We start from the raw sequence: 26,596 nt of genomic DNA, 5'->3' as shown, positions 1-26,596 counted from the left end.
TACTCATGCCATTGCGATTAGCGCTAGCCGCGATCCTACGATTGACCAGGAAAGCACGCGGCTTGTCCCAAGAGCAGCTTGCTACCGCAGTAGAAGCGAGGCATCTACACAACCTTGAGCACGCAAAGTCCAGCGTAACCCTTGACACTCTTGAAGGGATAGCCAAGCGTCTTGACGTCGATGTTTTAGCTCTACTCGCTATGGCCTCTAGCTACGAGAGGCAACAATCCACTGCTGACTTCCTTTCATTCCTGAGCCATGAAATCCAGAAGCTGGAAAAGCTCGGTGTAATGGCCAACCTGCCAAGTGAATTTCAAGATGGTGATTTGCGGACGGGTAAAGCGGGCAAGCGGCCCGTGCCTGCTGAAAAGATTCAGGCGGTGCTTGCCTACAAAGCAAAAGGTTTTACTCAGAAACAAACGTGCTCAGAGCTTGGCATGGCGGCCTCAACCGTCAACAAGATTTGGCACTCAGATGCAGGGGACGAGTCGTCACCCCGATCAACACACCCGAACTGATCTGTTCACTGATGAAACAGAACTCCTGATGCCGTACTTTTTTACCTGCCTAACTTACGCAAGGTGACTTCGACAGACGCTTATCCATCGGGGCCATCAGCTTGGGCATAAACCCCATGTCGTTTGCAGATCGCATCCGATATATCGGGATGGTTGCTCACTCCGTACGGCTGACATGAGTGGCCCCACGTGCGCGCTGGCATTTTGCCATGTTTTTATGGTATATCAACTGCTTAACTAGCCGTTCAGTTTGTTTAGGCATCGGGTAAATTTCGTTGCTTCCAACCCGCTCGAACACGGCCCACCCAAAACTCAGCAAGGAGAGATAGCATGGCGACTTCCAAAGAAAGAGCTTTAGAGTATTTCAACAGATTATTAAAGGCTAACAATCCGAAGCTTGAATTACAAAAAATATATACAGACCTTAATAACCTGATCTATACGGCCAGTAAAAAGCCCATAGATCGAAGCACCAAAGTTGAAATTCTTGAAGAGCTTGAGCATCTTATAAGGCAGACGCCTAGCCTGGAAGAGCGCCACAACTATGGAACCTACGATTCGATTCGAGGCACCACAGCGTCAGACAACAGTGACATCCTCGACGTGATCAGTGCTATGAAGAAGAGAGCAGAATAATGGACTTAAAGAGTAGCGACATAATCTCTCTTATCAGCCTAATAATTGCCATTGGCTCAGCATACTTCGCTAAATCCTCAAGCAAACAAGCAAATCGGATTGCACAAGAAAACTTAAACTTGCAGCATGGCATGGTTGAACTTGAAATAAGCCAGTCAATCGAGGGTGCAAAATCAGGCATTAACGAAATCTCTATGGTGATGGTTCCCTATGTGGTGAAAGAGACTGGGGAAAGCCTAACAAGCGAAGAAGCTGCCATTCTCGGCCTATATAGAAAAAACTTTAACGCTGCAACTCAGACTCTTATAAATTATTACGACTCGGCCTGCTCAAAATATATCGACGGAAAAGTTGACAAAATCAGGTTCAAAAAAACCTACAAAACCGAAATACGAAAACTTATCGAAAATGAAACCCTCAAAGAATACTTCAACCCATTAACATCTTCATATAAGCCAATACTAAATGTCTATTCTGAATGGGAAAATCTTGAATAACGATGGATAAAATTTGTAGCCCAGGGTGCAGGCCTAGACAGCCTCCCCCCTTGGCCTCTTGAGATTTACGATGTCTCACTATCACCTGCTTGAAGTTCGGCCTCAAGAAGCGCCTTCAAACCAACCTGCCTTGAAAAGGCCTTGGGTGGCAACCTGATAGCGTCTCGCACCGCATCGATGTCGCCCACCAGGATGACCTGCACCTGAGCCCTGGTGACTGCGGTGTAGACGAATGTTCTGTCTAGGATGCGTGATTTGCGGACAGGGATGATTACCCTCTTGAATTGTGACCCCTGTGCCTTGTGCACCGTGATGGAGTAAGCGAGCTCTATTGAATCGACGTCGGTGTCCAGAATGTAATGTTGAACACCATCAAAGGTCGCCATTCCCAGCGCTATGGCGATACGAGGTTTGTTCTCATCCCCTAGGTCTACTGATTGCGGTTTATCAAACACCTCATCAATCTGGCCAAGCGATCCGTTTTGCAGGTTCCGCATCCAATCGTTTGTGGTGTACATAACCAGATCCCCGACGCACAAGCCTGTTGCCTCGATCTCACCTGTTTCAGGGTTTTCCGCGAGTAAGGGACGGCTGTGGTCAGCATATCTGAGGTGGCAGGTTCGATTGATCGTCTCGACCCCAGCGAAGGCACATGATCTGGTGGCAGAAAGGATCTGTGTATTTTCCGTATCTTGCTCATAAAGCCGAATTACAGTCGAAATGATTTGATCATCGGAGCAAGGCAAAAACACTACGTCATCAGTTTCGTTGGAGCTAAATGTTGGCTGTAATCCAACGCGAATCTGGCCGGACGCCAATGGTATGGCGGACTCTTTCGACTGCCGCTTAACCTCGGTGAGCTCAGTGGTCGGCACTCCGGGCATGCTGCACAGCACGTGCAGGATAAGTCCGGCTCCAATGGGTGGTAGTTGGTAAGGGTCGCCAACTAGGATCACCTGACTTTCAGGTGGTAGCTTCTGAACCAGTCGGTAGAACGTGACAAGATCAAGCATCGACGCTTCATCGATGACGATGATTGGCGCCGACCCCATTTCTTTGTCTGTCACCTTGTTCAGAAAGCCTGCAATAGTCCGCGCTTCCTCGCCCGTAGCTTCAATCATTCGAGCGGTGGCTCGGCCAGATAGCGCCATTTGGAATCGAGGTCGACCTGTCGTATCGAGGGCTTTGTACAGGGCTTTGAGTACGGTGGTTTTTCCAACGCCGGCACCACCAGTGATGATGCTGAAGCGTTTGGCAAACGAGGTAGCCACAGCGAGCTGCTGAGCTTGGTTCAAACCGAATGCAGGAAGCCCCAGATGCACCCTCTCCCCCGCCTCAAACTGCGTGATGACCTCGCTTACATCCACAGCGAACAGCTGTGGCTGCAACGACGGGGTAACGATTAGGTCTCGGATGAACTGAGCACAACGTCGCTCCATCAGCCAAGAGCCAGGTGCAAATAGCATCACACCCAGGTGATCGAGTTCCTTGCATACAAACTGACCGGCTGACGAGCCCGCCAACAAGGCCTTTGCCAGCGCCGCGCTTGGAGCTGAATGGGGTTTGATCAGTTGCCCGACGGTGGCCTGAAGATCTCTAAGTGAGCTGCATGTGTGGCCTTTCTCAGAAGCTCGATACAGAGCCTCCTCCAATGCCGCAGCAATCCTTCGATTATCATCAATGCTCACGCCAAAGCTATCTCTGGCGATGCCATCCACCAGCCCCCATACCCCTGCGAAACTGAGAAGCCGATACGGATCACTGGTCAGCGCGGAGATCGTGTTCTTCTTGTGGAACCGAATTGCTTTCCTGGCTAGGCCTAGTGGGATTTGCTTGTCCTGGACGAAGCGGAGTGTTTTAGCATCTCCGTCTTCAGCCCAACGCTTGAACATGCCCTCTCGAACATCTTCAGTCGGGATGATCAGCATTATGGCTTCGTGATCAGCATGATCGAGCACTTCATAAAGCCGCTCTCCCAGAGTATCCCAAAGCCGAGTAGCCTTAACTTCACCAACCCCTCTGACGTTGTCACCTAACCACTGGATTACTTGAGAGCCGCTCGGGCGAACAAGACGAATATCCTGGGCATCAACGGTCATTTCATTGATCGCAAACGCACCATGAGTCCTCAGGATAGTGGTGACTTCGCCATAGATCTCAAAGATGGCGCCTACAGCGATGTCGGAGAGCTTGGCGATAGCGTCCGCCACCTTGATGACCACAGGTCTCGACCGGTCATTGATGCCCCGAACAACATCCATGCGATGACCGAATGCGATACACCCCTTGCGGTTAGCAGAACGGATGCTGGTGATGCGTACACTGATGTTGATCAGCATAGGGGCAATGGCATTCATCTGGGCATCCTTCCGGTTTCTTCGAGAAACTCGCTCATGAGCGTGTGGCGATCTAGCATTTGCTTGGCGGCTTGGCGGCTTGGAGCTCAGCGCGCAACGCGGCGTTCTCTTGCTCCAGAGAATTCAGTCGCTGACCGTCCTGCCTCCGCTGTTTCGCATCAGTGTCTCTCAGCGCAGGCTCCACTTTCTGTCCAGATGGCAGAGAAGCCACCATCGGAGGCAATACCCCTGCCACCCTGAGTTCGGCCTCAAGGCTCTCCAGCGCCGACCGGATGGCCGGATTCTGCACTAGAGCACTCTTCCCGAACCCGCACTCAGTTGCGATTTCGGAACGCTTCAGCTTGCCCCGGTGAACGTACTCTCTGAAGTCACCGTCAGTCTTCGAGGTTGCCCAGGCAAGAAATGCAGCGTGGTTTTGTTCAGCAATCTGCTGCCCGTTAGCCATCAGGATTTCGCCTCTGAGGAGTCACGGTCAACAAACGGCAGCGGAGCATCAAGCTTGTCCGCCGACACGTTGAATTTATGGGCGTTGTACTGCCAACGCATGAACCGCTCCAACAACCGTTCGTTCTCACGCTCTAGTCGGTGATTTTCAGCCTCCAGCCGACGAATTCTCTGCTCAGCGATGCTGAGGCTTGCAGGTCGCTTGGTTGAAACAAATCCGGACTTCAGCCTGGCTTTTTGGTGGGTGAACGCGCTCTTAATCTTCTCGTGTGAATTCAGGGTTTGCCGAGTGGGCCGTGACCCTATCAACGGCTCAATGGCATCGCAAAGCGCCTCCCAGGCGAGCTTTCCTTCCCAACCGTCAATCAAGCCGACAATCATATCCAGGTCTTTTGGACTCAAGTGCTTTGCCATGCCTTACATCCCCATCAGTGCACGGAGCTCGTCCATGTCCGGCTCGTCGTTTTCAGGTGCAGGCAGGCTCGGGGCAGTTGATCGAGCAGCAATAGCACGCTTCAGCGGACTGAACTCCTGGTCATTGCTCAAACGAATGATCGTACCGTCGTGTGTATCCTTCGACTCCAGAATTTCAATCAGTTGATCAGCTCGCTCAAGGGTTTTGATCTGATGCTGACTCCAGCGATCTGCACCGTAGATACCGTCCTCGTTGGCAGCCTGCGCCTTTGCAAGCTGAACACGGATTCCGTCACGGTGGCTCTTGAGTCGTTCAAGCTTGCCGTCATCCCCTTTCACACAGACCTGCTCAGTGCAATTCAGACAGTCACGGTGCTTCTGGCACGGCAGCATCGAATAGTCATGCACGCAGAAGCCGAAGATTGTGATGTGAGCAATCCCCTCACCCAAGGCATCGAGGTCAGCTAATGTTACTGGTGTGTTCTCTCTGATCTTGGTCAAAGCGACGCCAATTCCCGCCTCCCTCGCCATCTCGACATGCTCATCAGTTGTCATGTGGTTATAGGTAGCGTTCTGGTGGATGTTGGCTCGCCCTGACCATTTGGCGATGTCCAACTGGCCCAGGCTGCCGCGTTGAGCCAGCGTATTCAGGTAGTGGCGAACTTGGTGAGATGTCATGGAGATGGGAGTACCGTCAGGGTTCTTGTACCCATTCCGCTCCCAAATGCTGCGCTCTTGGCCATCGATGTAATTGATGTCAGTGGTGAACGTACTCTTCCCTGGAGCCCAGACAATGATAGGTCGAGGCGGCATATCCAAACGCAGTTCATTCTGACGAAAGCAGCAAAGGGCTTCGGAATATTTGATGTGCCGTTCTTTATTAAGCCATGGCCAACCCTTTGGCAGCTTGCTGTGCATGAAGTCATTGAGAAATGACAGCGTCACAAACCCTTTACGGGCATAGATTTCGCCGTATGGCTCGTACCCCCGAAACGCGGTTTTGAGGGCGTCTCTAGCATTTCCACTCGCCGAGACACCTAAAGCTTGGCAGGCTTGCTCATTCGTTAGCTGCTGATTCTCCCCTACGTTCGGGCAATCTTCGTGTCGGTAAAACTTGTCTGGATGGCTTTCAAGCCACTTCGCTAGCTTGCGGCCTGGCTCAGACATTTCGGTGAGACGACGAGCTGCTTCCTCAGCGATTTGCACCATCGGGGTGGGTATCCACTTGATGTCGGATTCAAATCCCTTGCCGGCGTAGAACCTTAGCCCCATGCGCTCGACGCCCTTTGCGTCGGTTGCCCGATGCAGGCAGTTCACTGGGAGATCTTGAACTTCTGTAATCCTGGACGGTGCGCACATGCACAGCGCAAAGATCGACGTAGTGAAGCGATCTCGTGCGCCTTGCAGGTCGTTGTTGAACATCTCAGCCATGGCTTCAAGCATGTAGTCGTGAGGCATTTTTTCCTCGCGCCGCAGCTTGGCAACATCATCCGTACGATGAATCTCTGCTGGCTTCTTGATGGGATTTTTCCAAGCGATTGGCGCTGGAATGATTCGGCTTTCATTCAAAAAATTGACAAGCTTCACTAAGCTGATGCCAGCCTGATACGACGAGCTATCATAAGTGCGCGCTACTTTCGCGGCCTCATCCAAGACACTAATGTCGGTTAGCGTGATGTCAGCGGAACCTTTGATTTCAAGCAAAGCAGCTTCAATGCAACGGATCGCCTTGAACTCGTTTTTGAGCTTGTTCGGATTATGTCCCTGCTGGTAACGAACGTAGGCTTTAGCGAAAGGAATGATGCCAGCGTTGAGGAGCTGATCCTCGGTATACCCACGGGATGGTGCCCCTTTCTTTGCGAAGTTACCCACACCTGGCCACGCATTACTGTACCAGTCGAGATCGGAGCCAAATACTGTGAGCCTGTCCCGGCACATGAGGATGAACTCTTCCAGGTTTTGCTGGCTGGTCAGCTGAGGCTTGGGAACGAACTGAAAAATATTACTCATCGGCGGAGTCGCCCTTCATGGCATTGCAACGGGTAACTACATCACTGACGGCGAGGATGAGCCGGTCATTCACGGACGCTATCTTCAGATCACCTGTGCTCGCTAGGACACCGTCACGCTCAGCGATCAGTTCCTCCAGAACAAATTCATGAGGCCCATCCAGCCAGGGCTGGAAGTGAGAACAGGTGTAACAAGCGATAGGAGCCAGAGCACCACAAAAACCGTAGCTGCCACAGGTACCAACATTTCCTCCGGCGCTGCAGATCCGGCTGCTACGGTCATCACCCCGCCGAGCTTTCGACTCATTCACCACAAGGACACCTTGGAACGCCTGAGCCAGTGGGGCCAGCTGCAGAGCCACAGCCTTGTCAATCCGCTCAACTATGTCAGGAATGTTCTTTACATAAACGCCAGCATTCTGAAGATCCGAATGATCGAGAGCCTCCGCAATGACGTACTCACCCTTCCCCTCCCTGGCCAGGTTAGTGCCAAGGGTATACCTGAAGCGGTATGCATTAAGATGAGTAACGGCCCCGGTTCGCTCGCTAACTACACCAATGATTTCTTTGACGCTCCGCATGACCTCAGTAACTTCCTGCGACCGCGCGTGGAGGAAGTCACCGTCCAATTGGTCTTTCAAACTCCCCTTCGGGTCGTAATTGCCCAAGGCAGGGAATAGAGGCAATTCTAGAATGAGATCACGTTCGAGCGCCTTACCGTAAGCGTCCTCGAAGGCCAATCGTACTGCTTCCGCTTGGGACTGCAGCAGAACCCACAGATCCTCCACAATTTCAAACTTGGAAAAAGAACTCCGCCAGTCCGCATGCCGCTGTTTGGCGCGAGGGAAATTCACATAATATTTTTGACCTGGCTTAATCAGATCCTTAATTTTCAGCGCAGTAATCTGAATTGGCCTACGCCCTGTCATGGACAGGATCATCGCATAGCATGTATCCCGGAGCTTTATCCTACCCTCCGCAAATCCTTCGATCACGTTTGAAACAATCCCATCCATTTCAATATCAGTAAGCGGGCCGCTCTCTGGACACATTGACTGAACTGCGTATCCTTTTTCGTTTCCTTTGATCTTCCACTTTTCGATCATGCTCAACGCTTGGGGAGGAACACCGGGATAGCCAAGCGCAGTCCATGTACGCATGAAAACTCGAATCGAACTCAGCATCCAGTCGTTCTTGCCTAAGCTAGCCCGATATGAAATCAGAGATTCCGAACTAAAAAGTTCGAAACCCACACAGAACTCCAAATAAGGTTTCAACCATGTAAAAAGATTTTTCGCGTAGTTAGCAGAGCAAGTTTCGGCATACACTGCCAATACTTGGCGAAAGCTCACGCCCAATTCGCTACCGATCAACTCATCGATGTCACTTGGATAAAAAGCGATATCTTTACTCAAGCGCCAATGATCAGACGAAATGACAACTTCATAACCGTCCCTTGACAGAAAATCAGTACGCAGATAGCGAGACGACAGATCACCATTATTAACGATCACTAGAAGACTTCCTCAAATACTTCTCTTGCAAACCAATCACTGCCTTACCGGCTTGTTCTTTGATATGACGCTTATTGTATGTGCGAGCAGTACCTGAGGTTTCGTTCCATCCCATCAGGTATGAGCGGAGCTTTTCTTCGCGCTCAGGGCTCGTTCCCCTCTCATCGCAATTCTGAGAGAAAATGTAATTCCAATGATGACGAAGAGAATGGGCGTGAAGTCCAGAAAATTCGTTAGCGAGACTAGACAAAGTTTCAATGAAGCGCCCAAATCCGGAGTTAGATAATGGCCATCCCAAAGTATCACCGGGTTTATGAGTTACGAATAGGTAACCATGCTTTCGTGCACCTGGAACCTTGTTGCGATAACGAGAAATGTAATCACGGATTTTGTCCATGAACTCTTGAATCAGGGGAAAGGTGCGTTCACGGGTCTTGGCCAAGGGTTGATAAGTCCTTGGATCATCTGGTGAGTCCGCACGTCGGACAACTTTGACGGTGTTTTTAGCAAAGTCGAAATCCGCTATCTTGAGATTCAGTACCTCTCCTCGCCGCATCCCAGTGATACGGAGGAGCCCGAACAGCAGCGCATTCCTGAATTGAATGCCGATGTCTATGACAGGGTTGGCTTCATGGCCAGGAGTGAGGATCTCTTCAAGCTTGTCTAGCAGGGTGTCATCGAGATGGGTCTCCGACCGGTCTGACTCGGTCTTACCGGGAGTCTTAGGACGGTTCGCCTTGATCTGCGCGACCATGGCCGCAATTGAACTCGCACTGCTCTCCGTCATGGGGTGCAGTCTGCCTGCCAGAAAACCCACGAAGCATGCAATGTCAGTCATGCGGTTGTACTGGCTGTCTCTGCTAACTCGCTTACGACGCCCTTTGATGGACACCACCTTGCCGTCCTTCGGTCGCATGTCCGCCAGCCGTTTCTGAGCGAAGTCTCGAAGGGAATGGATCTCATGAGGCAGGAGCAGTTCGCTTCGCTTAAACCGCGACTCCAACTCCAGGTTGTAGTAGTCCTGCCAGGCGAACAGCAACTTGAGCGATGACAACACACTGTTGATCGTGTTGATCGAGAGGGAGGCACCGCGCAGCTCGGCTGTCACATAGAGCGCCGGGTAGTAGAGAGGCATCCCAGTATCGTCGACAAGGATTGAGAACCTCTCCCCCGACTCACCCTGAAATCTTCTGATCGACTGCATACACACCTCGAATTCCTTACGTAAATTCAAGGTAAGAGCGTGGAAATAAATCGTCAGCGATTTTTTACGCCGCGAAAACGAGAAAGCCCCCGCAGGGCGGGGGCTTTCTTATAAAACTTTACAAAAAAGTCTCAGGTGGACTCTAGAACGGGATGTCGTCATCAAAGCTGTCGAAATCCGGAGCAGGTTGCGGTGCCTGCTGTTGCGGCGCTGGGCGCGAATCACGCTGTGGCTGCTGTTGCTGCTGTTGCGGCGCAGGGCGTTGAGCCTGCTGACGCGGGGCAGACTGCTGCTGTTGGTAGTTATTGCCACCACCCTGGTTTTGTTGGTCGCCCTGAGGACGGCCACCCAGCAGCTGCATGGTGCCCTGCATGTCGACCACGATTTCAGTGGTGTAACGCTTGATACCGTCTTTTTCCCACTCACGGGTTTGCAGCTTGCCTTCGATGTAGACTTGCGAACCTTTACGCAGGTATTCGCCGGCGATTTCAGCCACTTTGCCGAACATCGAGACACGGTGCCATTCAGTCTTTTCGACTTTCTGGCCAGTTTGCTTGTCAGTCCACTGTTCGCTGGTTGCCAGACTCAGGTTGGTCACGGCATTACCGTTAGGCAAGTAGCGAACTTCGGGATCCTGGCCGCACGTGCCGACCAATATAACTTTGTTAACCCCACGGGCCATAACGTTCTCCTAGGCTTCGCACGTCGGCGCTGGGTTAACCAACTGCTCGAGTGTCGCGCGATCCAATAGTTCGGTGTCCAATTTGATATAAATGGCAGCCTCTTCGGCTACCACCACTGCATCAGTGACTCCAGCAACAGCCTTCAAACGCTCGCTCAGGCCTGCTTCGCGAAGCGCCTCAGGCGATAACGGCAAGCGCACGCTTGTCACATACGGAGGTTCGCGCATGGTAACAGCAAAGGCGAGCCAGAGGGCAGCCAGACCTGCGCATCCAAGGAACACAACCGACAGACCGCCATGCTGAAATAACCAGCCGCCGAGTATGCCGCCCAGTGCTGAACCAAGGAATTGGCTGGTGGAATAAACGCCCATCGCCGTGCCCTTGCCGCCCGCCGGTGACACTTTGCTGATCAGCGAAGGCAATGACGCCTCTAGCAGATTGAACGCGGTGAAAAACACCACCGTGCCGATCACTAAGGCGCGCAAGCTGTCGCCGAACTGCCAGAAGAATAGCTCAGTGAGCATCAACGTCGCGACGGCGCCGAGTAAAACTCGTTTCATTTTGCGTTTTTTCTCGCCGTAGATAATGAACGGGATCATGGCGAAGAAAGAAATAAGCAAGGCAGTCAGGTAGACCCACCAGTGTTGTTCCTTGGGCAAACCGGCTTTTTCAACCAGCGCCAGCGGCAAGGCGATGAAGCTGGACATCAACATGGCGTGCAACACAAAGATGCCGAGGTCCAGGCGCAGCAAATCGGGATGGCGCAAGGTCGGTATCAAAGCCTGCCTGGCCACGCCGGATTCACGGTGCTGCAACGTACCGGTTGAGCGCGGCACCATGAACATGACGATCACAATCCCCACCAGAGCCATCGCGCCGGTGGCTAAAAACAAACCCGACAAACCGAATGCGCGGGTTAACAACGGGCCTACGACCATTGCCACGGCAAACGACAACCCAATGGTCATGCCGATCATGGCCATGGCTTTGGTGCGGTGTTGTTCGCGAGTCAGATCAGAAAGCAGAGCCATGACGGCAGCAGAAATGGCGCCGGCGCCTTGAAGGACTCGTCCTGCAATCACGCCCCAAATTGAATCCGAGTTCGCAGCCAGTACGCTGCCCAAGGCAAAGACAATTAATCCGAGGTAGATCACCGGGCGCCGACCAATGCGGTCAGAAATAACCCCGAACGGAATTTGAAAAAGCGCCTGAGTCAGGCCATAGGCACCAATGGCCAGGCCAATCAAGGCCGGTGTAGCACCTGCGAGGTCCATCCCATAGGTCGCCAATACGGGCAACACCATGAACATACCAAGCATACGGAAGGCAAACACAAGGGCCAGACCGCTTGCTGCGCGGGTCTCGCTACCACTCATGCGTTCGCTATGGGGATCGTGCATGGAAAAACCTCGTGTGAACCGGCGGCGATTCTACCAGTCCCATCGTGTAACAGCACACACACGAGCGATGCGCGACGCTTTGTCACGTAAAAGTTATAAAGGCTGCTTAATGACATCGTGCCATTAAGGGCCTGCACAGCTTTCGCACAGCGCCGTATACTCATTCGTTTACGTAATGCCCGCCAAGCGAGGCCGCAGTGGACAAGATCCTGATACGTGGGGCACGAACCCACAACCTGAAGAACATCGACCTGACCCTGCCACGGGACAAACTGATCGTCATCACCGGACTGTCTGGCTCCGGCAAATCATCCCTGGCGTTTGACACGTTGTATGCCGAAGGCCAGCGACGTTATGTCGAGTCACTGTCAGCCTATGCGCGGCAGTTTCTGTCAATGATGGAAAAGCCTGACGTCGACACCATCGAAGGTCTGTCGCCAGCAATCTCCATCGAGCAGAAATCAACCTCACACAACCCGCGATCAACTGTCGGCACCATCACTGAAATTTACGACTACCTGCGTTTGCTGTATGCCCGGGTCGGTATTCCGCGTTGCCCGGATCACGATATTCCCCTGGAAGCACAGACCGTCAGCCAGATGGTCGACTTGGTGCTGGCACAACCCGAAGGCAGCAAGCTGATGTTGCTGGCGCCGGTGATTCGTGAGCGCAAGGGCGAGCATTTGTCGGTGTTTGAAGAGCTGCGAGCGCAAGGATTTGTGCGTGCGCGGGTTAACGGAAAACTCTGCGAGCTGGATGAACTGCCGAAGCTGGACAAGCAGAAAAAACACACCATCGATGTGGTGGTTGACCGCTTTAAAGTACGTGCGGACCTGCAACAACGTTTGGCTGAATCGTTTGAAACAGCTCTGAAACTGGCCGATGGCATCGCCTTGGTCGCGCCAATGGACGACGAGCCTGGCGAAGAAATGATTTTCTCGGCGCGCTTTGCCTGCCCTATTTGCGGGCATGCCATCAGCGAACTGGAACCCAAACTGTTTTCCTTCAACAACCCGGCGGGCGCTTGCCCGACGTGCGATGGTTTGGGCGTGAAGCAGTTTTTCGACATCAAGCGCCTGGTCAACGGCGATTTAACCTTGGCCGAAGGCGCCATCCGTGGATGGGACAGGCGTAACGTCTATTACTTCCAGATGCTCGGTGCGCTGGCCAAGCATTACGATTTCAGCCTCGAAGTGCCGTTCAGCGAGCTGCCTGCGGACAAACAGAAAGTCATTCTGTATGGCAGCGGTACCCAGAATGTGGACTTCCGCTATTTGAATGATCGCGGCGACATCGTTAAACGCGCGCACCCGTTCGAAGGCATCGTGCCCAATCTTGAGCGTCGCTATCGTGAAACCGAGTCGGCGACCGTGCGCGAAGAGCTGGCCAAGTTCCTCAGCACGCAGGCCTGCCCCGACTGCCGGGGCACGCGTTTGCGCCGTGAAGCGCGCCATGTGTGGGTGGGCGAAAAAACCCTCCCTGCCGTTACCAACATGCCGATTGGCGATGCAACAGAGTATTTCAGCACGCTGAGCCTGACCGGCCGCCGTGGCGAAATTGCGGACAAGATTCTTAAAGAGATTCGCGAGCGCTTACAGTTCCTGGTGAATGTGGGTCTGGATTACTTGTCTCTGGACCGTAGCGCCGACACATTATCCGGCGGCGAAGCGCAGCGCATTCGCTTGGCCAGCCAGATTGGTGCGGGCTTGGTGGGCGTGCTGTATATCCTCGACGAGCCGTCTATCGGTTTGCATCAGCGCGATAACGATCGCTTGCTGGGCACGCTCAAGCACCTGCGCGACATTGGCAATACGGTGATTGTCGTCGAGCACGATGAAGATGCCATCCGGCTGGCGGACTATGTGGTGGACATCGGGCCGGGCGCGGGCGTACATGGTGGCCATATCGTTGCGCAAGGCACGCCTGCCGAAGTCATGGCCCACCCTGACTCGCTGACGGGCAAATACTTGTCGGGCCGGGTGAAGATCGCAGTCCCTGCCAAACGCACACCCCGCAACAAGAAGCTGACCTTGTCGCTCAAAGGCGCGCGCGGCAACAATTTGCGCAATGTAGACCTTGAGATCCCGATTGGTTTGCTGACGTGTGTGACCGGTGTTTCAGGGTCAGGCAAGTCGACGCTGATCAACAACACGCTCTACCCGCTCAGCGCAACGGCCTTGAACGGTGCTACCACGCTGGAAGCCGCCGCTCACGACAGCATTAAAGGTCTGGAGCACCTGGATAAAGTCGTAGACATCGACCAAAGCCCGATCGGCCGTACGCCGCGTTCCAACCCGGCGACGTACACCGGGCTGTTTACCCCCATTCGCGAACTGTTTTCTGGCGTGCCTGAATCCCGCTCCCGGGGCTATGGTCCGGGGCGTTTCTCGTTCAACGTGAAAGGGGGTCGCTGCGAGGCGTGCCAAGGTGATGGTTTGATCAAGGTAGAGATGCACTTTCTGCCTGACATCTACGTGCCGTGCGACGTGTGCAAAAGCAAGCGCTATAACCGCGAAACCCTTGAGATCAAATACAAGGGCAAGAGCATCCACGAAGTGCTGGAGATGACCATCGAAGAAGCCCGTGTGTTCTTCGATGCGGTGCCTGCCTTGGCGCGTAAGCTGCAAACGTTGATGGACGTAGGCTTGTCATACATCAAGCTCGGACAATCTGCCACGACACTGTCAGGCGGTGAAGCGCAGCGGGTGAAGCTGTCCCGCGAGCTGTCCAAGCGTGACACTGGTAAAACCCTGTATATCCTCGACGAGCCAACAACGGGCCTGCACTTTGCGGATATTCAACAGTTGCTGGATGTGCTGCATCGTCTGCGCGATCACGGCAACACCGTGGTGGTCATCGAGCACAACCTGGACGTGATTAAAACAGCCGACTGGCTGGTGGACCTCGGTCCTGAAGGCGGCTCCAAAGGTGGGCAGATCATTGCCACCGGCACGCCTGAAGACGTCGCTGAAATGAAGCAGTCACACACAGGCTTCTATCTGAAGCCGTTACTGATCCGCGACAAAGCTTAACCGCAACGCATGATAAAGCCCCTGTCATCGTGAGATGACAGGGGCTTTTTACTGAGCCATCAGAACTGCGATTGCAGGTAGTTCTGAAGGCCGATTGACTTGATCAGGCCCAGCTGTTTTTCCAGCCAGTAGGTGTGATCTTCTTCGGTATCAGCCAACTGAATACGCAGCATGTCGCGGCTGACGTAATCCTTGTGTAGCTCGCACAACTCAATGCCTTTGCACAGTGCAGCACGTACTTTGTACTCAAGGCGTAAATCTGCGGCGAACATGTCCGGTACAGAAGTACCCACATCCAAGTCATCCGGGCGCATACGCGGCGTACCTTCAAGCATCAGAATCCGGCGCATCAACGCATCTGCGTGTTGTGCCTCTTCTTCCATCTCGTGGTTGATACGCTCGTACAACTTTGTGAAACCCCAATCCTCATACATACGGGAATGGACGAAATATTGGTCACGTGCAGCCAGCTCGCCGGTCAGCAACGTGTTGAGGTAATCGATTACTTCCGGGTGCCCTAGCATCGGCCCACATCTCCCTGCTTGAAAGGCTGTAGTTTGAACCAAGCCGACCAAGAGGTCACGGCTCAATCGCAATAAATACCCTCTTATGACGAGAAAAACAGGTTAAAAAACGCAAAAACCGCCCAATTGAGGGCGGTTCTGCTTCTCACTTAGAGTTAGTTACGCTGTACACCCAGCGCATTTGCAACACCGTCACCATACGCCTGATCGGCATTGTAGAAATGCTGAAGCTGACGCTCCACCACGTCGTCCGATACCCCGGCCATGGCGCCTGCAATATTGTTGATGAGCAAGGCTTTCTGCTCCTCATTCATCAAGCGAAACAAAGCACCGGCATGGCTGTAGTAGTCGCTATCTTCACGGTGATCGTAACGGTCCGCTGCGCCGCTCAACGCCAAAGGCGGCTCAGCGTACTGCGGCGCCTGCTTGGGAGCGTCTGCGTAGCTATTAGGCTCGTAGTTCGGCGCTGCCCCCCCATTGTTGCCATATGCCATCGAGCCATCACGCTGGTACGTGTGAACGGGTACACGAGGCGAGTTGATCGGCAGGTGTTGGTGGTTAGTCCCTACACGATAGCGATGCGCATCGGCGTAAGCGAACACACGGCCTTGCAGCATGCGATCAGGAGACAGACCTACGCCCGGAATCATGTTGCTAGGCCCAAAAGCGGCTTGTTCGACTTCTGCGAAATAGTTGAGCGGGTTGCGGTTCAACTCCAGCTCGCCAATTTCTATCAACGGGAACTCTTTTTGCGACCAGGTTTTAGTCACATCAAACGGGTTTTCGTAATGTGCAGCGGCCTGCGCTTCGGTCATTACCTGCATGCAAACGCGCCATTTCGGGAAGTCGCCACGCTCAATTGCACCAAACAGATCACGCTGAGCGTAGTCAGGATCAGTGCCTGCCAAACGTGCAGCTTCTGCCGGTGGCAGGTTTTTGATGCCTTGCTTGGTTTTGTAATGCCATTTAACCCAATGACGCTCACCCGCAGCGTTGATCAAGCTGTAAGTGTGGCTGCCGAAGCCGTGCATGTGGCGGTAGCCATCAGGAATGCCTCGGTCAGAAAACAAGATCGTGACCTGGTGCAGAGACTCCGGTGAGTGCGACCAGAAGTCCCACATCATTTGTGCGCTTTTCAGATTGCTCTGCGGCAGACGCTTTTGCGTGTGAATGAAGTCAGGAAACTTCAGTGGATCACGGATGAAAAACACAGGCGTGTTGTTACCCACAATGTCCCAGTTACCTTCTTCGGTGTAGAACTTGATGGCAAAGCCGCGCGGGTCGCGCTCGGTGTCAGCAGAACCGCGTTCACCACCCACAGTAGAGAAGCGCATGAATGTCGGCGTTTGCTTGCCAAGGGTATCGAACAGTTTGGCGCTGCTGAACTGGGTCATCTCACGGGTGAGGGTGAACGTACCGTGCGCACCTGAACCTTTTGCGTGGACACGACGCTCTGGAATATTTTCGCGGTTGAAATGCGCGAGCTTCTCAAGCAAATGGAAGTCATCGAGCAGCAAGGGGCCGCGAGGACCGGCAGAACGAGAATTCTGGTTATCAGCTACAGGGGCGCCGCTGGCGGTGGTAAGCGTTTTGGTCTGGCTCATGCGTTTACTTCCTCAGTCAGTCTTGGTGCTGCCGGCTAATCGGCTGAGGAGGAGTATTGACCATGTATTTAACATGGGCAAATGCATTAAATGATGCGTAACAATAGAAAAACTTAATTCAACGCGCACAAAAAACCGGGCACTAGGCCCGGTTCTTTGTAGAGACTGACGTCTTACTCAGCGGATACAGCTTCACCGCCAACTGGACGATCAACCAACTCGACGTACGCCATAGGCGCGTTGTCGCCAGCGCGGAAACCGCACTTGAGGATGCGCAGGTAGCCACCCTCACGAGTTGCATAACGCTTGCCCAGATCGTTGAACAGCTTACCAACCATGGCTTTCGAACGAGTACGGTCGAATGCCAGACGGCGGTTAGCAACAGAATCAATCTTGGCCAGAGTAATCAGCGGCTCAGCAACACGACGCAGTTCTTTGGCTTTCGGCAGAGTCGTTTTGATCAGCTCGTGCTCGAACAACGACACTGCCATGTTTTGAAACATAGCCTTGCGGTGCGAGCTAGTGCGGCTCAGGTGACGACCACTTTTACGATGACGCATGGTTCATTCCTTACCAAACACAACGTTCGGTGATTACGACGATCAGGCAGTCGCCTTGTCGTCCTTCTTAAGACTTGCAGGCGGCCAGTTGTCGAGGCGCATGCCGAGGGACAGACCACGGGAGGCCAGAACGTCCTTGATTTCAGTCAAGGATTTCTTGCCCAGGTTCGGAGTCTTCAACAGTTCTACTTCGGTGCGCTGAATCAGGTCACCGATGTAGTAAATGTTCTCCGCCTTAAGGCAGTTGGCCGAACGCACGGTCAGTTCCAGATCGTCAACCGGACGAAGCAGGATCGGATCGATCTCGTCTTCCTGTTCGATAACCACTGGCTCGCTGTCACCTTTGAGGTCGACGAATGCAGCCAACTGCTGTTGCAGGATGGTTGCAGCACGACGAATGGCCTCTTCAGGATCCAGGGTACCGTTGGTCTCCAGATCAATAACCAGTTTGTCCAGGTTGGTGCGCTGCTCGACACGGGCGTTTTCCACCACGTATGCGATACGGCGAACCGGGCTGAACGAAGAATCAAGCTGCAAGCGACCAATGCTGCGGCTTTCGTCTTCATCGCTCTGACGCGAGTCGGCTGGTTCATAACCACGACCACGAGCTACAGTGAGCTTCATGTTCAAGGCGCCGTTAGACGCCAGGTTGGCGATTACGTGATCGGGATTAACGATCTCGACATCATGATCCAGCTGAATATCGGCAGCGGTAACCACCCCCGAACCCTTCTTCGACAAGGTCAGCGTAACTTCGTCACGGCCGTGCAGCTTGATAGCCAGACCTTTAAGGTTCAACAGGATTTCAATTACGTCTTCCTGTACACCTTCGATGGCGCTGTACTCGTGGAGCACACCATCAATCTCGGCCTCGACTACTGCACAGCCTGGCATTGAGGACAACAGGATGCGGCGCAGCGCGTTGCCCAGGGTGTGGCCAAAACCACGCTCGAGAGGCTCGAGAGTGATTTTAGCGCGGGTTGGACTGACAACTTGCACATCAATATGGCGAGGTGTCAGGAACTCATTTACCGAAATCTGCATGGATGCACCTATTTTCTAGCCCTTACTTGGAGTAGAGCTCGACAATCAGGCTTTCGTTGATGTCGGCGGACAGATCACTGCGAGCAGGAACGTTCTTGAAAACGCCCGACTTCTTCTCAGTGTCTACTTCTACCCATTCTACGCGGCCACGTTGGGCACACAGATCGAGAGCTTGGACAATGCGAAGCTGGTTCTTTGCTTTCTCGCGGATAGCGACCACGTCACCAGCACGAACCTGGAACGACGGTACGTTAACGGTCTGACCGTTTACGCTGATCGACTTGTGCGATACCAACTGACGAGATTCGGCACGAGTAGAACCGAAACCCATACGGTATACGACGTTATCCAGACGGCATTCGAGCAGTTGCAGCAGGTTTTCACCGGTTGCACCTTTTTTGCCAGCAGCTTGTTTGTAGTAGCCGCTGAACTGACGCTCGAGAACGCCGTAGATACGACGGACCTTCTGCTTTTCACGCAGTTGGGTGCCGTAGTCGGATTGGCGACCGCGGCGTTGGCCGTGGATGCCTGGAGCAGCTTCAATATTGCACTTCGATTCGATAGCGCGCACACCACTCTTCAGGAAGAGATCGGTGCCTTCACGACGTGCCAGTTTGCATTTTGGACCAATGTAACGAGCCATTCTTTACAGTCTCCTGGATTACACGCGGCGCTTCTTCGGCGGACGGCACCCGTTGTGCGGGATTGGCGTCACGTCGGTGATGCTGGCGATCTTATAGCCACAGCCGTTCAAAGCACGGACAGCGGACTCACGACCTGGACCTGGGCCCTTAACGTTAACGTCAAGGTTTTTCAGGCCATATTCCAGCGCAGCTTGACCAGCACGTTCAGCAGCTACTTGAGCAGCAAACGGCGTGGACTTGCGAGAACCGCGGAAACCCGAACCACCGGAGGTAGCCCAAGAAAGCGCATTACCCTGACGGTCGGTGATGGTCACGATGGTGTTGTTGAAAGACGCGTGGATGTGGGCGATGCCATCAACCACTGTCTTTTTAATCTTTTTACGAGGACGAGCAGCAGGTTTTGCCATGACTAAATTCCTGTCGATTCGCTGGTGCGATTACTTGCGGATCGGCTTACGCGGACCTTTGCGAGTACGCGCGTTGGTCTTGGTACGCTGACCGCGCACTGGAAGACCACGACGATGGCGCAGACCGCGGTAGCAGCCCAAGTCCATCAAGCGTTTGATTTTCATGTTGACTTCACGACGCAGATCACCTTCAGTGGTGAACTTTGCCACTTCGCCACGCAGCAACTCAATCTGCTCGTCGCTCAGATCCTTGATCTTAGCGGCTGGGTTTACACCAGCATCCGCACAGATTTTCTGTGAGGTAGTGCGACCAACACCATAGATGTAGGTCAGCGAGATAACAGTGTGCTTGTTATCTGGAATGTTAACGCCTGCAATACGGGCCATTCAGTGGGACTCCAATTGACAGCTACCTACGCCCCGGAAGCCAAGAAATAGGGCGCGAGATAATATCGCTGTAATAACAAATAATCAACCCAGCAGCGCACTAGCTGCTGGGCTTCAAACAGATCACACTCAGCCTTGGCGCTGTTTGTGACGTGGTTCCGCGCTGCAAATTACCCGAACAACACCTTCGCGGCGAATAATCTTGCAGTTACGGCACAGCTTTTTCACCGATGCACGAACTTTCATCACCAACTCCTCTCACCTTACGGGGTAGTACTTCAGCGGAGCATGCCGCTGCCGTAGCCCTTCAGGTTGGCTTTCTTCATCAGGGATTCGTACTGGTGCGAAACGAGGTGCGATTGTACTTGGGACATGAAGTCCATAACAACCACAACAACGATCAGCAACGAGGTCCCGCCAAGGTAGAACGGAACGTTTGCCGCAACCACCAGGAACTGGGGCAACAGGCACACGGCCGTCATATAAAGAGCACCGAACAGAGTCAAACGAGTCAAAACGCCATCAATATAGCGTGCCGACTGCTCACCTGGACGGATACCCGGAATAAAGGCACCGGACTTCTTCAGGTTTTCCGCTACGTCTTTCGGATTGAACATCAACGCCGTATAGAAGAAGCAGAAGAAAATAATCCCTGCACTAAACAGCAGAATATTCAACGGCTGACCAGGAGCGATCGACTGCGAGATGTCCTGCAACCAGCCCATACCTTCAGACTGACCAAACCAGGCACCCAGCGAAGCCGGGAACAGCAAAATGCTGCTCGCGAAAATAGCCGGGATAACGCCGGCCATATTCACTTTTAGCGGCAAGTGGCTTGTCTGTGCAGCAAAAACCTTGCGGCCCTGCTGACGCTTGGCGTAGTGAACAGCAATACGACGCTGACCACGCTCAATGAACACCACAAAACCGATAATCGCTACTGCCAGCAAACCGATAGCAACCAGGGCGAAGATATTGATATCGCCCTGACGCGCAGACTCGAAAGACTGCCCAATTGCTCTCGGAAGACCGGCGACGATACCCGAAAAAATCAACATCGAGATACCGTTGCCAACACCACGCTCTGTAATCTGCTCACCCAGCCACATCATGAACATTGCACCCGCCACAAACGTGGTTACTGCAACGAAATGGAAGCCTAGGTCACCAGTGAACGCTACGCCTTGCCCTGCCAGACCTATGGACATGCCAATAGCCTGAACAAGAGCAAGAGCGACAGTGAGGTAGCGGGTGTACTGGCTTATCTTGCGACGACCAGCTTCACCTTCCTTCTTCAACTGCTCCAGCTGTGGGCTGACAGCGGACATAAGCTGCATGATGATCGATGCCGAAATATACGGCATGATCCCCAACGCAAAAATACTCATCCGCTCCAGCGCACCGCCGGAAAACATGTTGAACAAGCTAAGAATGGTCCCCTCATTCTGTCGAAACAGGTCCGCTAGCCGGTCCGGGTTAATACCTGGAACTGGGATGTGTGCGCCTATTCGGTAGACGATAATCGCCAGGAATAGAAAACGCAGACGAGCCCAGAGCTCGGATAACCCGCCTTTGCTGAGCGCTGAGAGAGCACCTTGCTTAGCCATTTATTCCTCGAACTTGCCGCCAGCTGCTTCGATAGCCGAACGCGCACCTTTGGTGGCGCCGATTCCCTTGCCGATTGTGACAGCGCGAGTCACTTCACCGGACAGCATGATTTTCACACGCAGTACGTTGACGTTGATCACGTTGGCATCTTTCAGGGTCTGCAGAGTAACGATGTCGCCGTCCACTTTAGCCAGCTCGGACAAACGCACTTCTGCGCGATCCATAGCTTTCAGGGAAACGAAACCGAACTTAGGCAGACGGCGATGCAGCGGCTGTTGACCGCCTTCAAAGCCTGGAGCAATTGTGCCACCGGAGCGGGAGGACTGACCTTTGTGACCACGGCCACCAGTCTTACCCAAACCACTACCGATACCACGGCCCGGACGATGCTTTTCGCGACGGGAACCCGGCGCTGGACTCAGATCATTGAGTTTCATCGATTAACCCTCTACACGCAGCATGTAGTAAGCCTTGTTGATCATCCCGCGATTCTCGGGAGTATCAAGTACTTCTACAGTGTGACCGATGCGACGCAGACCCAGACCCTTAATGCACAGTTTGTGATTAGGGATGCGGCCGGTCATGCTTTTGATCAGCGTTACTTTTACGGTAGCCATGATCAGAAGATCTCCTTGACACTTTTGCCGCGCTTGGCAGCAATGGATTCAGGAGATTGCATAGCTTTCAAACCTTTAAAAGTGGCGTGAACCACGTTTACCGGGTTAGTCGAGCCGTAGCACTTGGCCAGTACGTTCTGAACGCCAGCAACTTCGAGGACAGCACGCATAGCGCCGCCAGCGATGATACCGGTACCTTCAGAAGCAGGCTGCATGTACACCTTCGAAGCGCCATGAGCAGACTTCATTGCGTACTGCAGAGTTGTACCGTTCAGGTCAACTTGGATCATGTTGCGGCGAGCAGCTTCCATTGCCTTCTGGATCGCAGCAGGCACTTCACGTGACTTGCCACGGCCGAAGCCAACACGCCCTTTACCATCACCTACCACGGTCAACGCGGTGAAGGTGAAGATACGGCCGCCTTTAACGGTTTTGGCTACGCGGTTAACTTGAACCAGCTTCTCAATGTAGCCTTCGTCGCGCTTTTGGTCGTTATTTGACATAACTTAGAACTCCAGCCCAGCTTCACGAGCAGCCTCAGCCAGCGCTTTCACGCGGCCGTGGTACTTGAAGCCAGAGCGGTCGAAAGCCACCTGCGAGACGCCAGCGGCTTTTGCACGCGTAGCGACCAGCTGGCCAACCTTTGTGGCCGCGTCGATGTTGCCAGTAGCAGCATCACGCAGTTCTTTGTCCAAAGTCGAGGCGCTTGCCAGGACTTTGCTGCCGTCGGCCGAGATGACCTGGGCGTATATATGCTGAGACGAGCGGAACACGCAGAGACGCACGACTTCGAGTTCGTGCATTTTCAGACGTGCTTTGCGAGCGCGACGCAGTCGAGTAACTTTTTTGTCGGTCATTTGCTATGCCCTACTTCTTCTTGGCTTCTTTACGACGGACGACTTCGTCCGCGTAACGTACACCCTTACCTTTATAAGGTTCTGGTGGACGGAAACCGCGGATCTCAGCGGCGACCTGACCTACCAGTTGCTTATCGATACCCTTGATCAGGATGTCGGTTTGGCTTGGTGTCTCAGCGGTGATGCCTTCCGGCAATTCGTAATCCACTGGGTGCGAGAAGCCAAGAGCCAGGTTCAGCACTGTGCCTTTTGCTTGCGCTTTGTAACCAACACCGACCAGCTGGAGCTTACGCTCGAAGCCTTGGCTTACGCCTTGGACCATGTTGTTTACCAACGCACGAGTGGTACCAGCCATTGCGCGAGTTTGTTGATCGCCATTGCGAGCAGCGAAACGCAACTCACCGGCTTCTTCAACGATCTCAACGGACGAATGGATGTTCAGTTCTAGAGTGCCCTTGGCACCCTTCACCGAAAGCTGTTGGCCGGCGAATTTTACTTCGACACCAGCTGGCAGCTTAACGGGGTTCTTAGCGACGCGTGACATGCTTATCCCCCCTTAGAACACAGTGCAAAGAACTTCGCCGCCGACACCGGCAGCGCGCGCAGCACGATCCGTCATCACACCTTTGTTGGTGGAGACGATAGACACACCGAGACCGCCACGAACTTTTGGCAGATCATCGGAGGACTTGTACTGACGCAGGCCTGGACGGCTAACGCGCTTAACTTCTTCGATGACTGGACGGCCTTCGAAGTACTTCAGCTCGATAGACAGCAGTGGTTTGATTTCGCTGCTGATCTGATAATCCGCGATGTAACCTTCGTCCTTCAGGACTTTAGCTACAGCTACCTTCAACGTGGAAGATGGCATGCTTACGACGGACTTTTCAGCCATCTGGGCATTACGGATTCGAGTTAGCATGTCCGCTAACGGGTCCTGCATACTCATGGGCTAGACGCTCCTGTTACAAAAATAATTAGCCTTGCGGCTACAACTATCGCCGAGTGACACGCAGCTAAAAAGCACGGGCTCAGGCGAGCCGGTCATTCTAGACACACACCAGAAATGAATCAAGCCCCAATAGGGGCTTGATTCATGTTCAAGGTCACCGACTGTCAGGATCTTGCGACCCTGACAATGACGACTCTGCCGTTTCGCCTTACCAGCTGGCTTTAACCAGACCAGGTACGTCGCCACGCATTGCTGCTTCACGCAATTTGTTACGGCCCAGGCCGAACTTGCGGTAAACACCATGCGGACGACCAGTCAAGCGGCAGCGGTTACGCATGCGCGCAGCGCTTGCATCACGTGGCTGCTTCTGCAGAGCAACTTGAGCTTCCCAACGCGCTTCTGGACTTGCGTTCAGATCCACGATGATAGCTTTCAGCTCAGCACGCTTCTTGGCGAACTTAGCAACCGTGAGCTGACGCTTCAGCTCGCGGTTTTTCATGCTCATCTTAGCCATGGTCTACTCCAATCAGTTGCGGAACGGGAATTTGAAAGCACGCAACAGGGCGCGACCTTCATCATCCGTTCGAGCAGTGGTGGTCAGGGTAATGTCCAGACCGCGGAGAGCATCGATTTTGTCGTAGTCAATTTCCGGGAAAATGATCTGCTCTTTTACGCCCATGCTGTAGTTACCACGACCATCGAAGGACTTGGCATTCAGGCCGCGGAAGTCGCGTACCCGAGGCAGGGAGATCGACAGCAGACGATCCAGGAATTCGTACATACGCTCACGGCGCAGAGTTACTTTGACGCCGATCGGCCAGCCTTCGCGAACTTTAAAGCCTGCGATGGACTTGCGAGCGTAAGTCACAACAACTTTTTGACCCGTGATCTTTTCCAAATCAGCTACAGCGTGCTCGATGATTTTTTTATCACCGATCGCTTCGCCCAAACCCATGTTCAGGGTGATTTTGGTAACGCGCGGAACTTCCATCACGTTCGAAAGCTTAAGTTCTTCCTTAAGTTTCGGAGCGATTTCCTTCCGGTAAATCTCTTTTAGTCGTGCCATGGTCTTATCTACCTAGCAGTGTTCAAGCATCAACCGCTTTTTGGGTCGACTTGAAGACACGAATTTTTTTGCCTTCTTCTACTTTGAAACCAACGCGGTCAGCCTTGTTGGTTTCGCCGTTGAAGATGGCGACGTTAGAAGCGTCCAGTGGAGCTTCTTTCTCGACGATACCGCCCTGCACGCCCGACATCGGGTTAGGCTTGGTATGACGCTTTACCAGGTTCAGACCACCAATAACCAGACGGTTATTAGCGAGAACCTTAAGCACCTTACCGCGCTTACCTTTGTCTTTGCCGGCGATCACGATGATCTCGTCGTCACGACGAATCTTTTGCATGTCGGATCTCCTTACAGCACTTCTGGGGCGAGCGAGACGATCTTCATGAACTTCTCAGTACGAAGTTCACGGGTCACTGGCCCAAAGATACGGGTGCCGATCGGCTCTTGCTTGTTGTTCAGAAGAACAGCAGCGTTGCCATCAAAGCGGATAATGGAGCCATCAGCACGACGTACGCCGTGACGAGTGCGGACTACAACAGCAGTCATCACTTGGCCTTTTTTCACTTTACCGCGAGGAATTGCTTCCTTCACGGTAACTTTGATGATGTCACCGATACCAGCGTAACGACGATGGGAGCCACCCAGCACCTTGATGCACATAACACGGCGTGCGCCGCTGTTATCGGCCACATCGAGCATGGATTGAGTCTGAATCATATAATTTCTCCGACCCCTAGTCCTTAGACTTCCACAGCGCGTTCGAGAACATCAACCAATGCCCAAGACTTAGTCTTGGCCAGCGGACGAGTTTCACGAATAGTGACTTTGTCGCCGATGTGGCACTGATTGGTTTCGTCGTGCGCGTGCAGCTTAGTCGAACGCTTAACGTATTTACCGTAGATCGGGTGCTTAACGCGACGCTCGATCAGAACGGTGATGGTCTTGTCCATCTTGTCGCTGACAACACGGCCAGTCAGCGTACGGACAGTTTTTTCGGCTTCAGCCATGATTACTTACCTGCCTGCTGGTTGAGCACAGTCTTCACGCGAGCGATGTCACGCTTAACTTGCGAGAGCAGATGCGACTGCCCCAACTGGCCAGTTGCTTTCTGCATGCGCAGATTGAACTGGTCGCGCAGCAAGCCGAGCAATTGCTCGTTCAGCTGCTGTGCGGATTTTTCACGAAGTTCATTCGCTTTCATCACATCACCGTCCGTTTAACAAAGGAGGTGGCGAGCGGCAGCTTTGCAGCAGCCAGGGCGAAAGCCTCACGCGCCAGCTCTTCAGTAACACCCTCGATTTCATACAGGACTTTGCCTGGCTGAATCTGGGCAACCCAATATTCCACGTTACCCTTACCTTTACCCATTCGAACTTCGAGGGGCTTTTTGGTAACTGGTTTGTCCGGGAATACACGGATCCAGATCTTACCGCCACGCTTAACGTGACGGGTCAGTGCACGACGCGCTGATTCGATCTGACGAGCGGTGAGACGACCACGAGCAACAGACTTCAGCGCGAACTCGCCGAAGCTGACTTTGCTACCGCGCAATGCCAAGCCACGGTTGTGGCCTGTCATCTGCTTGCGGAACTTCGTACGCTTAGGTTGTAACATTTGG

Annotated in this window: 34 protein-coding genes; 4 read left to right on the top strand and 30 right to left on the bottom strand. The window is 53.3% G+C overall.

From position 1 onward, the window contains the following. Positions 1-5: 5 nt before the first annotated feature. From AP059_RS13585 to AP059_RS13575, 3 genes are all read left to right on the top strand, one after another. The gene (locus tag AP059_RS13585; RefSeq protein ID WP_082706806.1) at positions 6-518 is read left to right on the top strand and encodes a helix-turn-helix domain-containing protein; all 513 of its coding nucleotides are present in this window, start codon (positions 6-8) and stop codon (positions 516-518) included. 330 nt (positions 519-848) lie between these two features. Continuing rightward, positions 849-1,154, top strand: coding sequence for a hypothetical protein (locus AP059_RS13580; protein ID WP_059763690.1), 306 nt, complete (start codon positions 849-851; stop codon positions 1,152-1,154). Beyond that, on the top strand, positions 1,154-1,651 hold the full coding sequence (locus tag AP059_RS13575) for a hypothetical protein (protein WP_059763688.1): 498 nt from the start codon (positions 1,154-1,156) through the stop codon (positions 1,649-1,651). The genes AP059_RS13580 and AP059_RS13575 overlap by 1 nt, the downstream gene beginning before the upstream one ends. 65 nt (positions 1,652-1,716) lie before the next feature. Here AP059_RS13575 and AP059_RS13570 read toward each other — a convergent pair whose 3' ends face one another. The 8 genes from AP059_RS13570 to AP059_RS13535 all read right to left on the bottom strand — a co-directional run bounded on the left by AP059_RS13570 (position 1,717) and on the right by AP059_RS13535 (position 11,676). Continuing rightward, complete coding sequence (locus tag AP059_RS13570) at positions 1,717-4,008, bottom strand: AAA family ATPase (RefSeq protein ID WP_059763685.1); 2,292 nt, start codon at positions 4,006-4,008, stop codon at positions 1,717-1,719. Positions 4,009-4,060: 52 nt separating this feature from the next. Further along, positions 4,061-4,453, bottom strand: a complete 393-nt coding sequence (locus AP059_RS22775) for a VPA1267 family protein (protein WP_256209868.1) — start codon at positions 4,451-4,453, stop codon at positions 4,061-4,063. Further along, a complete protein-coding gene (locus tag AP059_RS13560; protein WP_059763682.1) occupies positions 4,453-4,866 on the bottom strand; it encodes a hypothetical protein in 414 nt (137 codons plus the stop codon). The genes AP059_RS22775 and AP059_RS13560 overlap by 1 nt, the downstream gene beginning before the upstream one ends. A 3-nt stretch (positions 4,867-4,869) precedes the next feature. Further along, entirely contained in the window at positions 4,870-6,876 is a 2,007-nt protein-coding gene (locus AP059_RS13555) for a hypothetical protein (protein WP_059763680.1), read from the bottom strand. Next, positions 6,869-8,389 (bottom strand): site-specific integrase, encoded by a 1,521-nt coding sequence (locus AP059_RS13550; RefSeq protein ID WP_059763678.1) that lies wholly within the window; start codon positions 8,387-8,389, stop codon positions 6,869-6,871. Before AP059_RS13550 ends, AP059_RS13555 begins: the two co-directional genes overlap by 8 nt. After that, the gene (locus AP059_RS13545; protein ID WP_059763676.1) at positions 8,379-9,593 is read right to left on the bottom strand and encodes a site-specific integrase; all 1,215 of its coding nucleotides are present in this window, start codon (positions 9,591-9,593) and stop codon (positions 8,379-8,381) included. Before AP059_RS13545 ends, AP059_RS13550 begins: the two co-directional genes overlap by 11 nt. Before the next feature lie 142 nt (positions 9,594-9,735). Then, the gene (locus AP059_RS13540) at positions 9,736-10,275 is read right to left on the bottom strand and encodes a single-stranded DNA-binding protein (protein ID WP_048362320.1); all 540 of its coding nucleotides are present in this window, start codon (positions 10,273-10,275) and stop codon (positions 9,736-9,738) included. A 9-nt stretch (positions 10,276-10,284) separates the two neighbouring features. After that, a complete protein-coding gene (locus tag AP059_RS13535; protein WP_048401537.1) occupies positions 10,285-11,676 on the bottom strand; it encodes an MFS transporter in 1,392 nt (463 codons plus the stop codon). A 197-nt stretch (positions 11,677-11,873) separates the two neighbouring features. Here AP059_RS13535 and uvrA point away from each other — a divergent pair, with 197 nt between their 5' ends. Continuing rightward, on the top strand, positions 11,874-14,708 hold the full coding sequence (gene uvrA, locus AP059_RS13530; RefSeq protein WP_059763673.1) for an excinuclease ABC subunit UvrA: 2,835 nt from the start codon (positions 11,874-11,876) through the stop codon (positions 14,706-14,708). 59 nt (positions 14,709-14,767) lie between these two features. On the opposite strand, the gene bfr is transcribed toward uvrA, so the two are convergent. The 22 genes from bfr to rplP all read right to left on the bottom strand — a co-directional run bounded on the left by bfr (position 14,768) and on the right by rplP (position 26,592). Next, a complete protein-coding gene (bfr, locus tag AP059_RS13525) occupies positions 14,768-15,232 on the bottom strand; it encodes a bacterioferritin (protein WP_048362317.1) in 465 nt (154 codons plus the stop codon). 155 nt (positions 15,233-15,387) lie between these two features. Further along, positions 15,388-16,836 (bottom strand): catalase, encoded by a 1,449-nt coding sequence (locus AP059_RS13520; RefSeq protein ID WP_059763672.1) that lies wholly within the window; start codon positions 16,834-16,836, stop codon positions 15,388-15,390. Between the two features lie 173 nt (positions 16,837-17,009). Next, positions 17,010-17,396 carry a 50S ribosomal protein L17 gene (gene rplQ, locus AP059_RS13515; RefSeq protein ID WP_016779185.1) on the bottom strand — a complete coding sequence of 129 codons (387 nt, stop codon included), beginning with the start codon at positions 17,394-17,396 and terminating at the stop codon, positions 17,010-17,012. 42 nt (positions 17,397-17,438) lie between these two features. After that, entirely contained in the window at positions 17,439-18,440 is a 1,002-nt protein-coding gene (locus tag AP059_RS13510; protein ID WP_003176403.1) for a DNA-directed RNA polymerase subunit alpha, read from the bottom strand. Between the two features lie 22 nt (positions 18,441-18,462). Then, positions 18,463-19,083 carry a 30S ribosomal protein S4 gene (rpsD, locus tag AP059_RS13505; protein ID WP_048362315.1) on the bottom strand — a complete coding sequence of 207 codons (621 nt, stop codon included), beginning with the start codon at positions 19,081-19,083 and terminating at the stop codon, positions 18,463-18,465. A gap of 18 nt (positions 19,084-19,101) precedes the next feature. Then, a complete protein-coding gene (rpsK, locus tag AP059_RS13500; protein ID WP_007924177.1) occupies positions 19,102-19,491 on the bottom strand; it encodes a 30S ribosomal protein S11 in 390 nt (129 codons plus the stop codon). 30 nt (positions 19,492-19,521) lie between these two features. After that, positions 19,522-19,878 (bottom strand): 30S ribosomal protein S13, encoded by a 357-nt coding sequence (gene rpsM / locus AP059_RS13495; protein ID WP_016779184.1) that lies wholly within the window; start codon positions 19,876-19,878, stop codon positions 19,522-19,524. A 129-nt stretch (positions 19,879-20,007) separates the two neighbouring features. After that, positions 20,008-20,124 (bottom strand): 50S ribosomal protein L36, encoded by a 117-nt coding sequence (rpmJ, locus tag AP059_RS13490; RefSeq protein ID WP_002555468.1) that lies wholly within the window; start codon positions 20,122-20,124, stop codon positions 20,008-20,010. 32 nt (positions 20,125-20,156) lie between these two features. Beyond that, positions 20,157-21,485, bottom strand: coding sequence for a preprotein translocase subunit SecY (secY, locus tag AP059_RS13485; RefSeq protein ID WP_003444361.1), 1,329 nt, complete (start codon positions 21,483-21,485; stop codon positions 20,157-20,159). After that, positions 21,486-21,923 carry a 50S ribosomal protein L15 gene (gene rplO, locus AP059_RS13480; RefSeq protein ID WP_048362314.1) on the bottom strand — a complete coding sequence of 146 codons (438 nt, stop codon included), beginning with the start codon at positions 21,921-21,923 and terminating at the stop codon, positions 21,486-21,488. It abuts the gene before it with no gap. Positions 21,924-21,926: 3 nt separating this feature from the next. After that, a complete protein-coding gene (gene rpmD / locus AP059_RS13475; protein WP_003444363.1) occupies positions 21,927-22,103 on the bottom strand; it encodes a 50S ribosomal protein L30 in 177 nt (58 codons plus the stop codon). Between the two features lie 2 nt (positions 22,104-22,105). Next, on the bottom strand, positions 22,106-22,606 hold the full coding sequence (rpsE, locus tag AP059_RS13470) for a 30S ribosomal protein S5 (protein ID WP_003186035.1): 501 nt from the start codon (positions 22,604-22,606) through the stop codon (positions 22,106-22,108). Between the two features lie 3 nt (positions 22,607-22,609). Then, the gene (rplR, locus tag AP059_RS13465; protein ID WP_003444364.1) at positions 22,610-22,960 is read right to left on the bottom strand and encodes a 50S ribosomal protein L18; all 351 of its coding nucleotides are present in this window, start codon (positions 22,958-22,960) and stop codon (positions 22,610-22,612) included. Between the two features lie 10 nt (positions 22,961-22,970). Continuing rightward, complete coding sequence (gene rplF, locus AP059_RS13460) at positions 22,971-23,504, bottom strand: 50S ribosomal protein L6 (RefSeq protein ID WP_016779180.1); 534 nt, start codon at positions 23,502-23,504, stop codon at positions 22,971-22,973. A gap of 12 nt (positions 23,505-23,516) precedes the next feature. After that, positions 23,517-23,909, bottom strand: coding sequence for a 30S ribosomal protein S8 (rpsH, locus tag AP059_RS13455; RefSeq protein ID WP_019409907.1), 393 nt, complete (start codon positions 23,907-23,909; stop codon positions 23,517-23,519). Between the two features lie 211 nt (positions 23,910-24,120). Beyond that, entirely contained in the window at positions 24,121-24,426 is a 306-nt protein-coding gene (rpsN, locus tag AP059_RS13450; protein ID WP_019409906.1) for a 30S ribosomal protein S14, read from the bottom strand. Between the two features lie 12 nt (positions 24,427-24,438). Further along, positions 24,439-24,978, bottom strand: a complete 540-nt coding sequence (gene rplE / locus AP059_RS13445) for a 50S ribosomal protein L5 (protein WP_048362313.1) — start codon at positions 24,976-24,978, stop codon at positions 24,439-24,441. 22 nt (positions 24,979-25,000) lie between these two features. Further along, a complete protein-coding gene (gene rplX, locus AP059_RS13440; RefSeq protein ID WP_003444369.1) occupies positions 25,001-25,315 on the bottom strand; it encodes a 50S ribosomal protein L24 in 315 nt (104 codons plus the stop codon). 11 nt (positions 25,316-25,326) lie between these two features. Further along, positions 25,327-25,695: a 50S ribosomal protein L14 gene (rplN, locus tag AP059_RS13435; protein ID WP_002555479.1), complete on the bottom strand. Its 369-nt coding sequence runs from the start codon at positions 25,693-25,695 to the stop codon at positions 25,327-25,329. Positions 25,696-25,718: 23 nt separating this feature from the next. Further along, positions 25,719-25,985 carry a 30S ribosomal protein S17 gene (rpsQ, locus tag AP059_RS13430; protein WP_003176419.1) on the bottom strand — a complete coding sequence of 89 codons (267 nt, stop codon included), beginning with the start codon at positions 25,983-25,985 and terminating at the stop codon, positions 25,719-25,721. Positions 25,986-25,987: 2 nt separating this feature from the next. Then, positions 25,988-26,179, bottom strand: a complete 192-nt coding sequence (rpmC, locus tag AP059_RS13425) for a 50S ribosomal protein L29 (protein WP_002555481.1) — start codon at positions 26,177-26,179, stop codon at positions 25,988-25,990. Beyond that, entirely contained in the window at positions 26,179-26,592 is a 414-nt protein-coding gene (gene rplP / locus AP059_RS13420; protein WP_002555482.1) for a 50S ribosomal protein L16, read from the bottom strand. The genes rpmC and rplP overlap by 1 nt, the downstream gene beginning before the upstream one ends. Positions 26,593-26,596: the final 4 nt, after the last annotated feature.

The sequence above is a fragment of the Pseudomonas sp. TAA207 genome, from assembly GCF_001529285.1.
Classification (GTDB): Bacteria; Pseudomonadota; Gammaproteobacteria; order Pseudomonadales; family Pseudomonadaceae; genus Aquipseudomonas; species Aquipseudomonas weihenstephanensis.
This window is presented reverse-complemented; position numbering and strand designations above follow the sequence as displayed.

Bases quoted from the DNA above. Each gene is read 5' to 3' on its own strand.
- rpsH (WP_019409907.1), bottom strand. From the start codon at position 23,909: ATGAGTATGCAGGACCCGTTAGCGGACATGCTAACTCGAATCCGTAAT.
- rpsE (WP_003186035.1), bottom strand. From the start codon at position 22,606: ATGTCAAATAACGACCAAAAGCGCGACGAAGGCTACATTGAGAAGCTG.
- AP059_RS13520 (WP_059763672.1), bottom strand. From the start codon at position 16,836: ATGAGCCAGACCAAAACGCTTACCACCGCCAGCGGCGCCCCTGTAGCT.
- rplE (WP_048362313.1), bottom strand. From the start codon at position 24,978: ATGGCACGACTAAAAGAGATTTACCGGAAGGAAATCGCTCCGAAACTT.
- rpmJ (WP_002555468.1), bottom strand. From the start codon at position 20,124: ATGAAAGTTCGTGCATCGGTGAAAAAGCTGTGCCGTAACTGCAAGATT.
- rpsD (WP_048362315.1), bottom strand. From the start codon at position 19,083: ATGGCTCGTTACATTGGTCCAAAATGCAAACTGGCACGTCGTGAAGGC.
- AP059_RS13585 (WP_082706806.1), top strand. From the start codon at position 6: ATGCCATTGCGATTAGCGCTAGCCGCGATCCTACGATTGACCAGGAAA.
- AP059_RS13560 (WP_059763682.1), bottom strand. From the start codon at position 4,866: ATGGCAAAGCACTTGAGTCCAAAAGACCTGGATATGATTGTCGGCTTG.
- rpsK (WP_007924177.1), bottom strand. From the start codon at position 19,491: ATGGCAAAACCTGCTGCTCGTCCTCGTAAAAAGATTAAAAAGACAGTG.
- rplN (WP_002555479.1), bottom strand. From the start codon at position 25,695: ATGATTCAGACTCAATCCATGCTCGATGTGGCCGATAACAGCGGCGCA.
- AP059_RS13570 (WP_059763685.1), bottom strand. From the start codon at position 4,008: ATGAATGCCATTGCCCCTATGCTGATCAACATCAGTGTACGCATCACC.
- AP059_RS13535 (WP_048401537.1), bottom strand. From the start codon at position 11,676: ATGCACGATCCCCATAGCGAACGCATGAGTGGTAGCGAGACCCGCGCA.
- AP059_RS13575 (WP_059763688.1), top strand. From the start codon at position 1,154: ATGGACTTAAAGAGTAGCGACATAATCTCTCTTATCAGCCTAATAATT.
- rpmC (WP_002555481.1), bottom strand. From the start codon at position 26,179: ATGAAAGCGAATGAACTTCGTGAAAAATCCGCACAGCAGCTGAACGAG.
- AP059_RS13540 (WP_048362320.1), bottom strand. From the start codon at position 10,275: ATGGCCCGTGGGGTTAACAAAGTTATATTGGTCGGCACGTGCGGCCAG.
- rplP (WP_002555482.1), bottom strand. From the start codon at position 26,592: ATGTTACAACCTAAGCGTACGAAGTTCCGCAAGCAGATGACAGGCCAC.
- rplQ (WP_016779185.1), bottom strand. From the start codon at position 17,396: ATGCGTCATCGTAAAAGTGGTCGTCACCTGAGCCGCACTAGCTCGCAC.
- rpsN (WP_019409906.1), bottom strand. From the start codon at position 24,426: ATGGCTAAGATGAGCATGAAAAACCGCGAGCTGAAGCGTCAGCTCACG.
- rpmD (WP_003444363.1), bottom strand. From the start codon at position 22,103: ATGGCTACCGTAAAAGTAACGCTGATCAAAAGCATGACCGGCCGCATC.
- AP059_RS13580 (WP_059763690.1), top strand. From the start codon at position 849: ATGGCGACTTCCAAAGAAAGAGCTTTAGAGTATTTCAACAGATTATTA.
- AP059_RS13510 (WP_003176403.1), bottom strand. From the start codon at position 18,440: ATGCAGATTTCGGTAAATGAGTTCCTGACACCTCGCCATATTGATGTG.
- rplF (WP_016779180.1), bottom strand. From the start codon at position 23,504: ATGTCACGCGTCGCTAAGAACCCCGTTAAGCTGCCAGCTGGTGTCGAA.
- rplO (WP_048362314.1), bottom strand. From the start codon at position 21,923: ATGAAACTCAATGATCTGAGTCCAGCGCCGGGTTCCCGTCGCGAAAAG.
- rplR (WP_003444364.1), bottom strand. From the start codon at position 22,960: ATGACCGACAAAAAAGTTACTCGACTGCGTCGCGCTCGCAAAGCACGT.
- rpsM (WP_016779184.1), bottom strand. From the start codon at position 19,878: ATGGCCCGTATTGCAGGCGTTAACATTCCAGATAACAAGCACACTGTT.
- rplX (WP_003444369.1), bottom strand. From the start codon at position 25,315: ATGCAAAAGATTCGTCGTGACGACGAGATCATCGTGATCGCCGGCAAA.
- AP059_RS13555 (WP_059763680.1), bottom strand. From the start codon at position 6,876: ATGAGTAATATTTTTCAGTTCGTTCCCAAGCCTCAGCTGACCAGCCAG.
- rpsQ (WP_003176419.1), bottom strand. From the start codon at position 25,985: ATGGCTGAAGCCGAAAAAACTGTCCGTACGCTGACTGGCCGTGTTGTC.
- AP059_RS22775 (WP_256209868.1), bottom strand. From the start codon at position 4,453: ATGGCTAACGGGCAGCAGATTGCTGAACAAAACCACGCTGCATTTCTT.
- secY (WP_003444361.1), bottom strand. From the start codon at position 21,485: ATGGCTAAGCAAGGTGCTCTCTCAGCGCTCAGCAAAGGCGGGTTATCC.
- AP059_RS13545 (WP_059763676.1), bottom strand. From the start codon at position 9,593: ATGCAGTCGATCAGAAGATTTCAGGGTGAGTCGGGGGAGAGGTTCTCA.
- bfr (WP_048362317.1), bottom strand. From the start codon at position 15,232: ATGCTAGGGCACCCGGAAGTAATCGATTACCTCAACACGTTGCTGACC.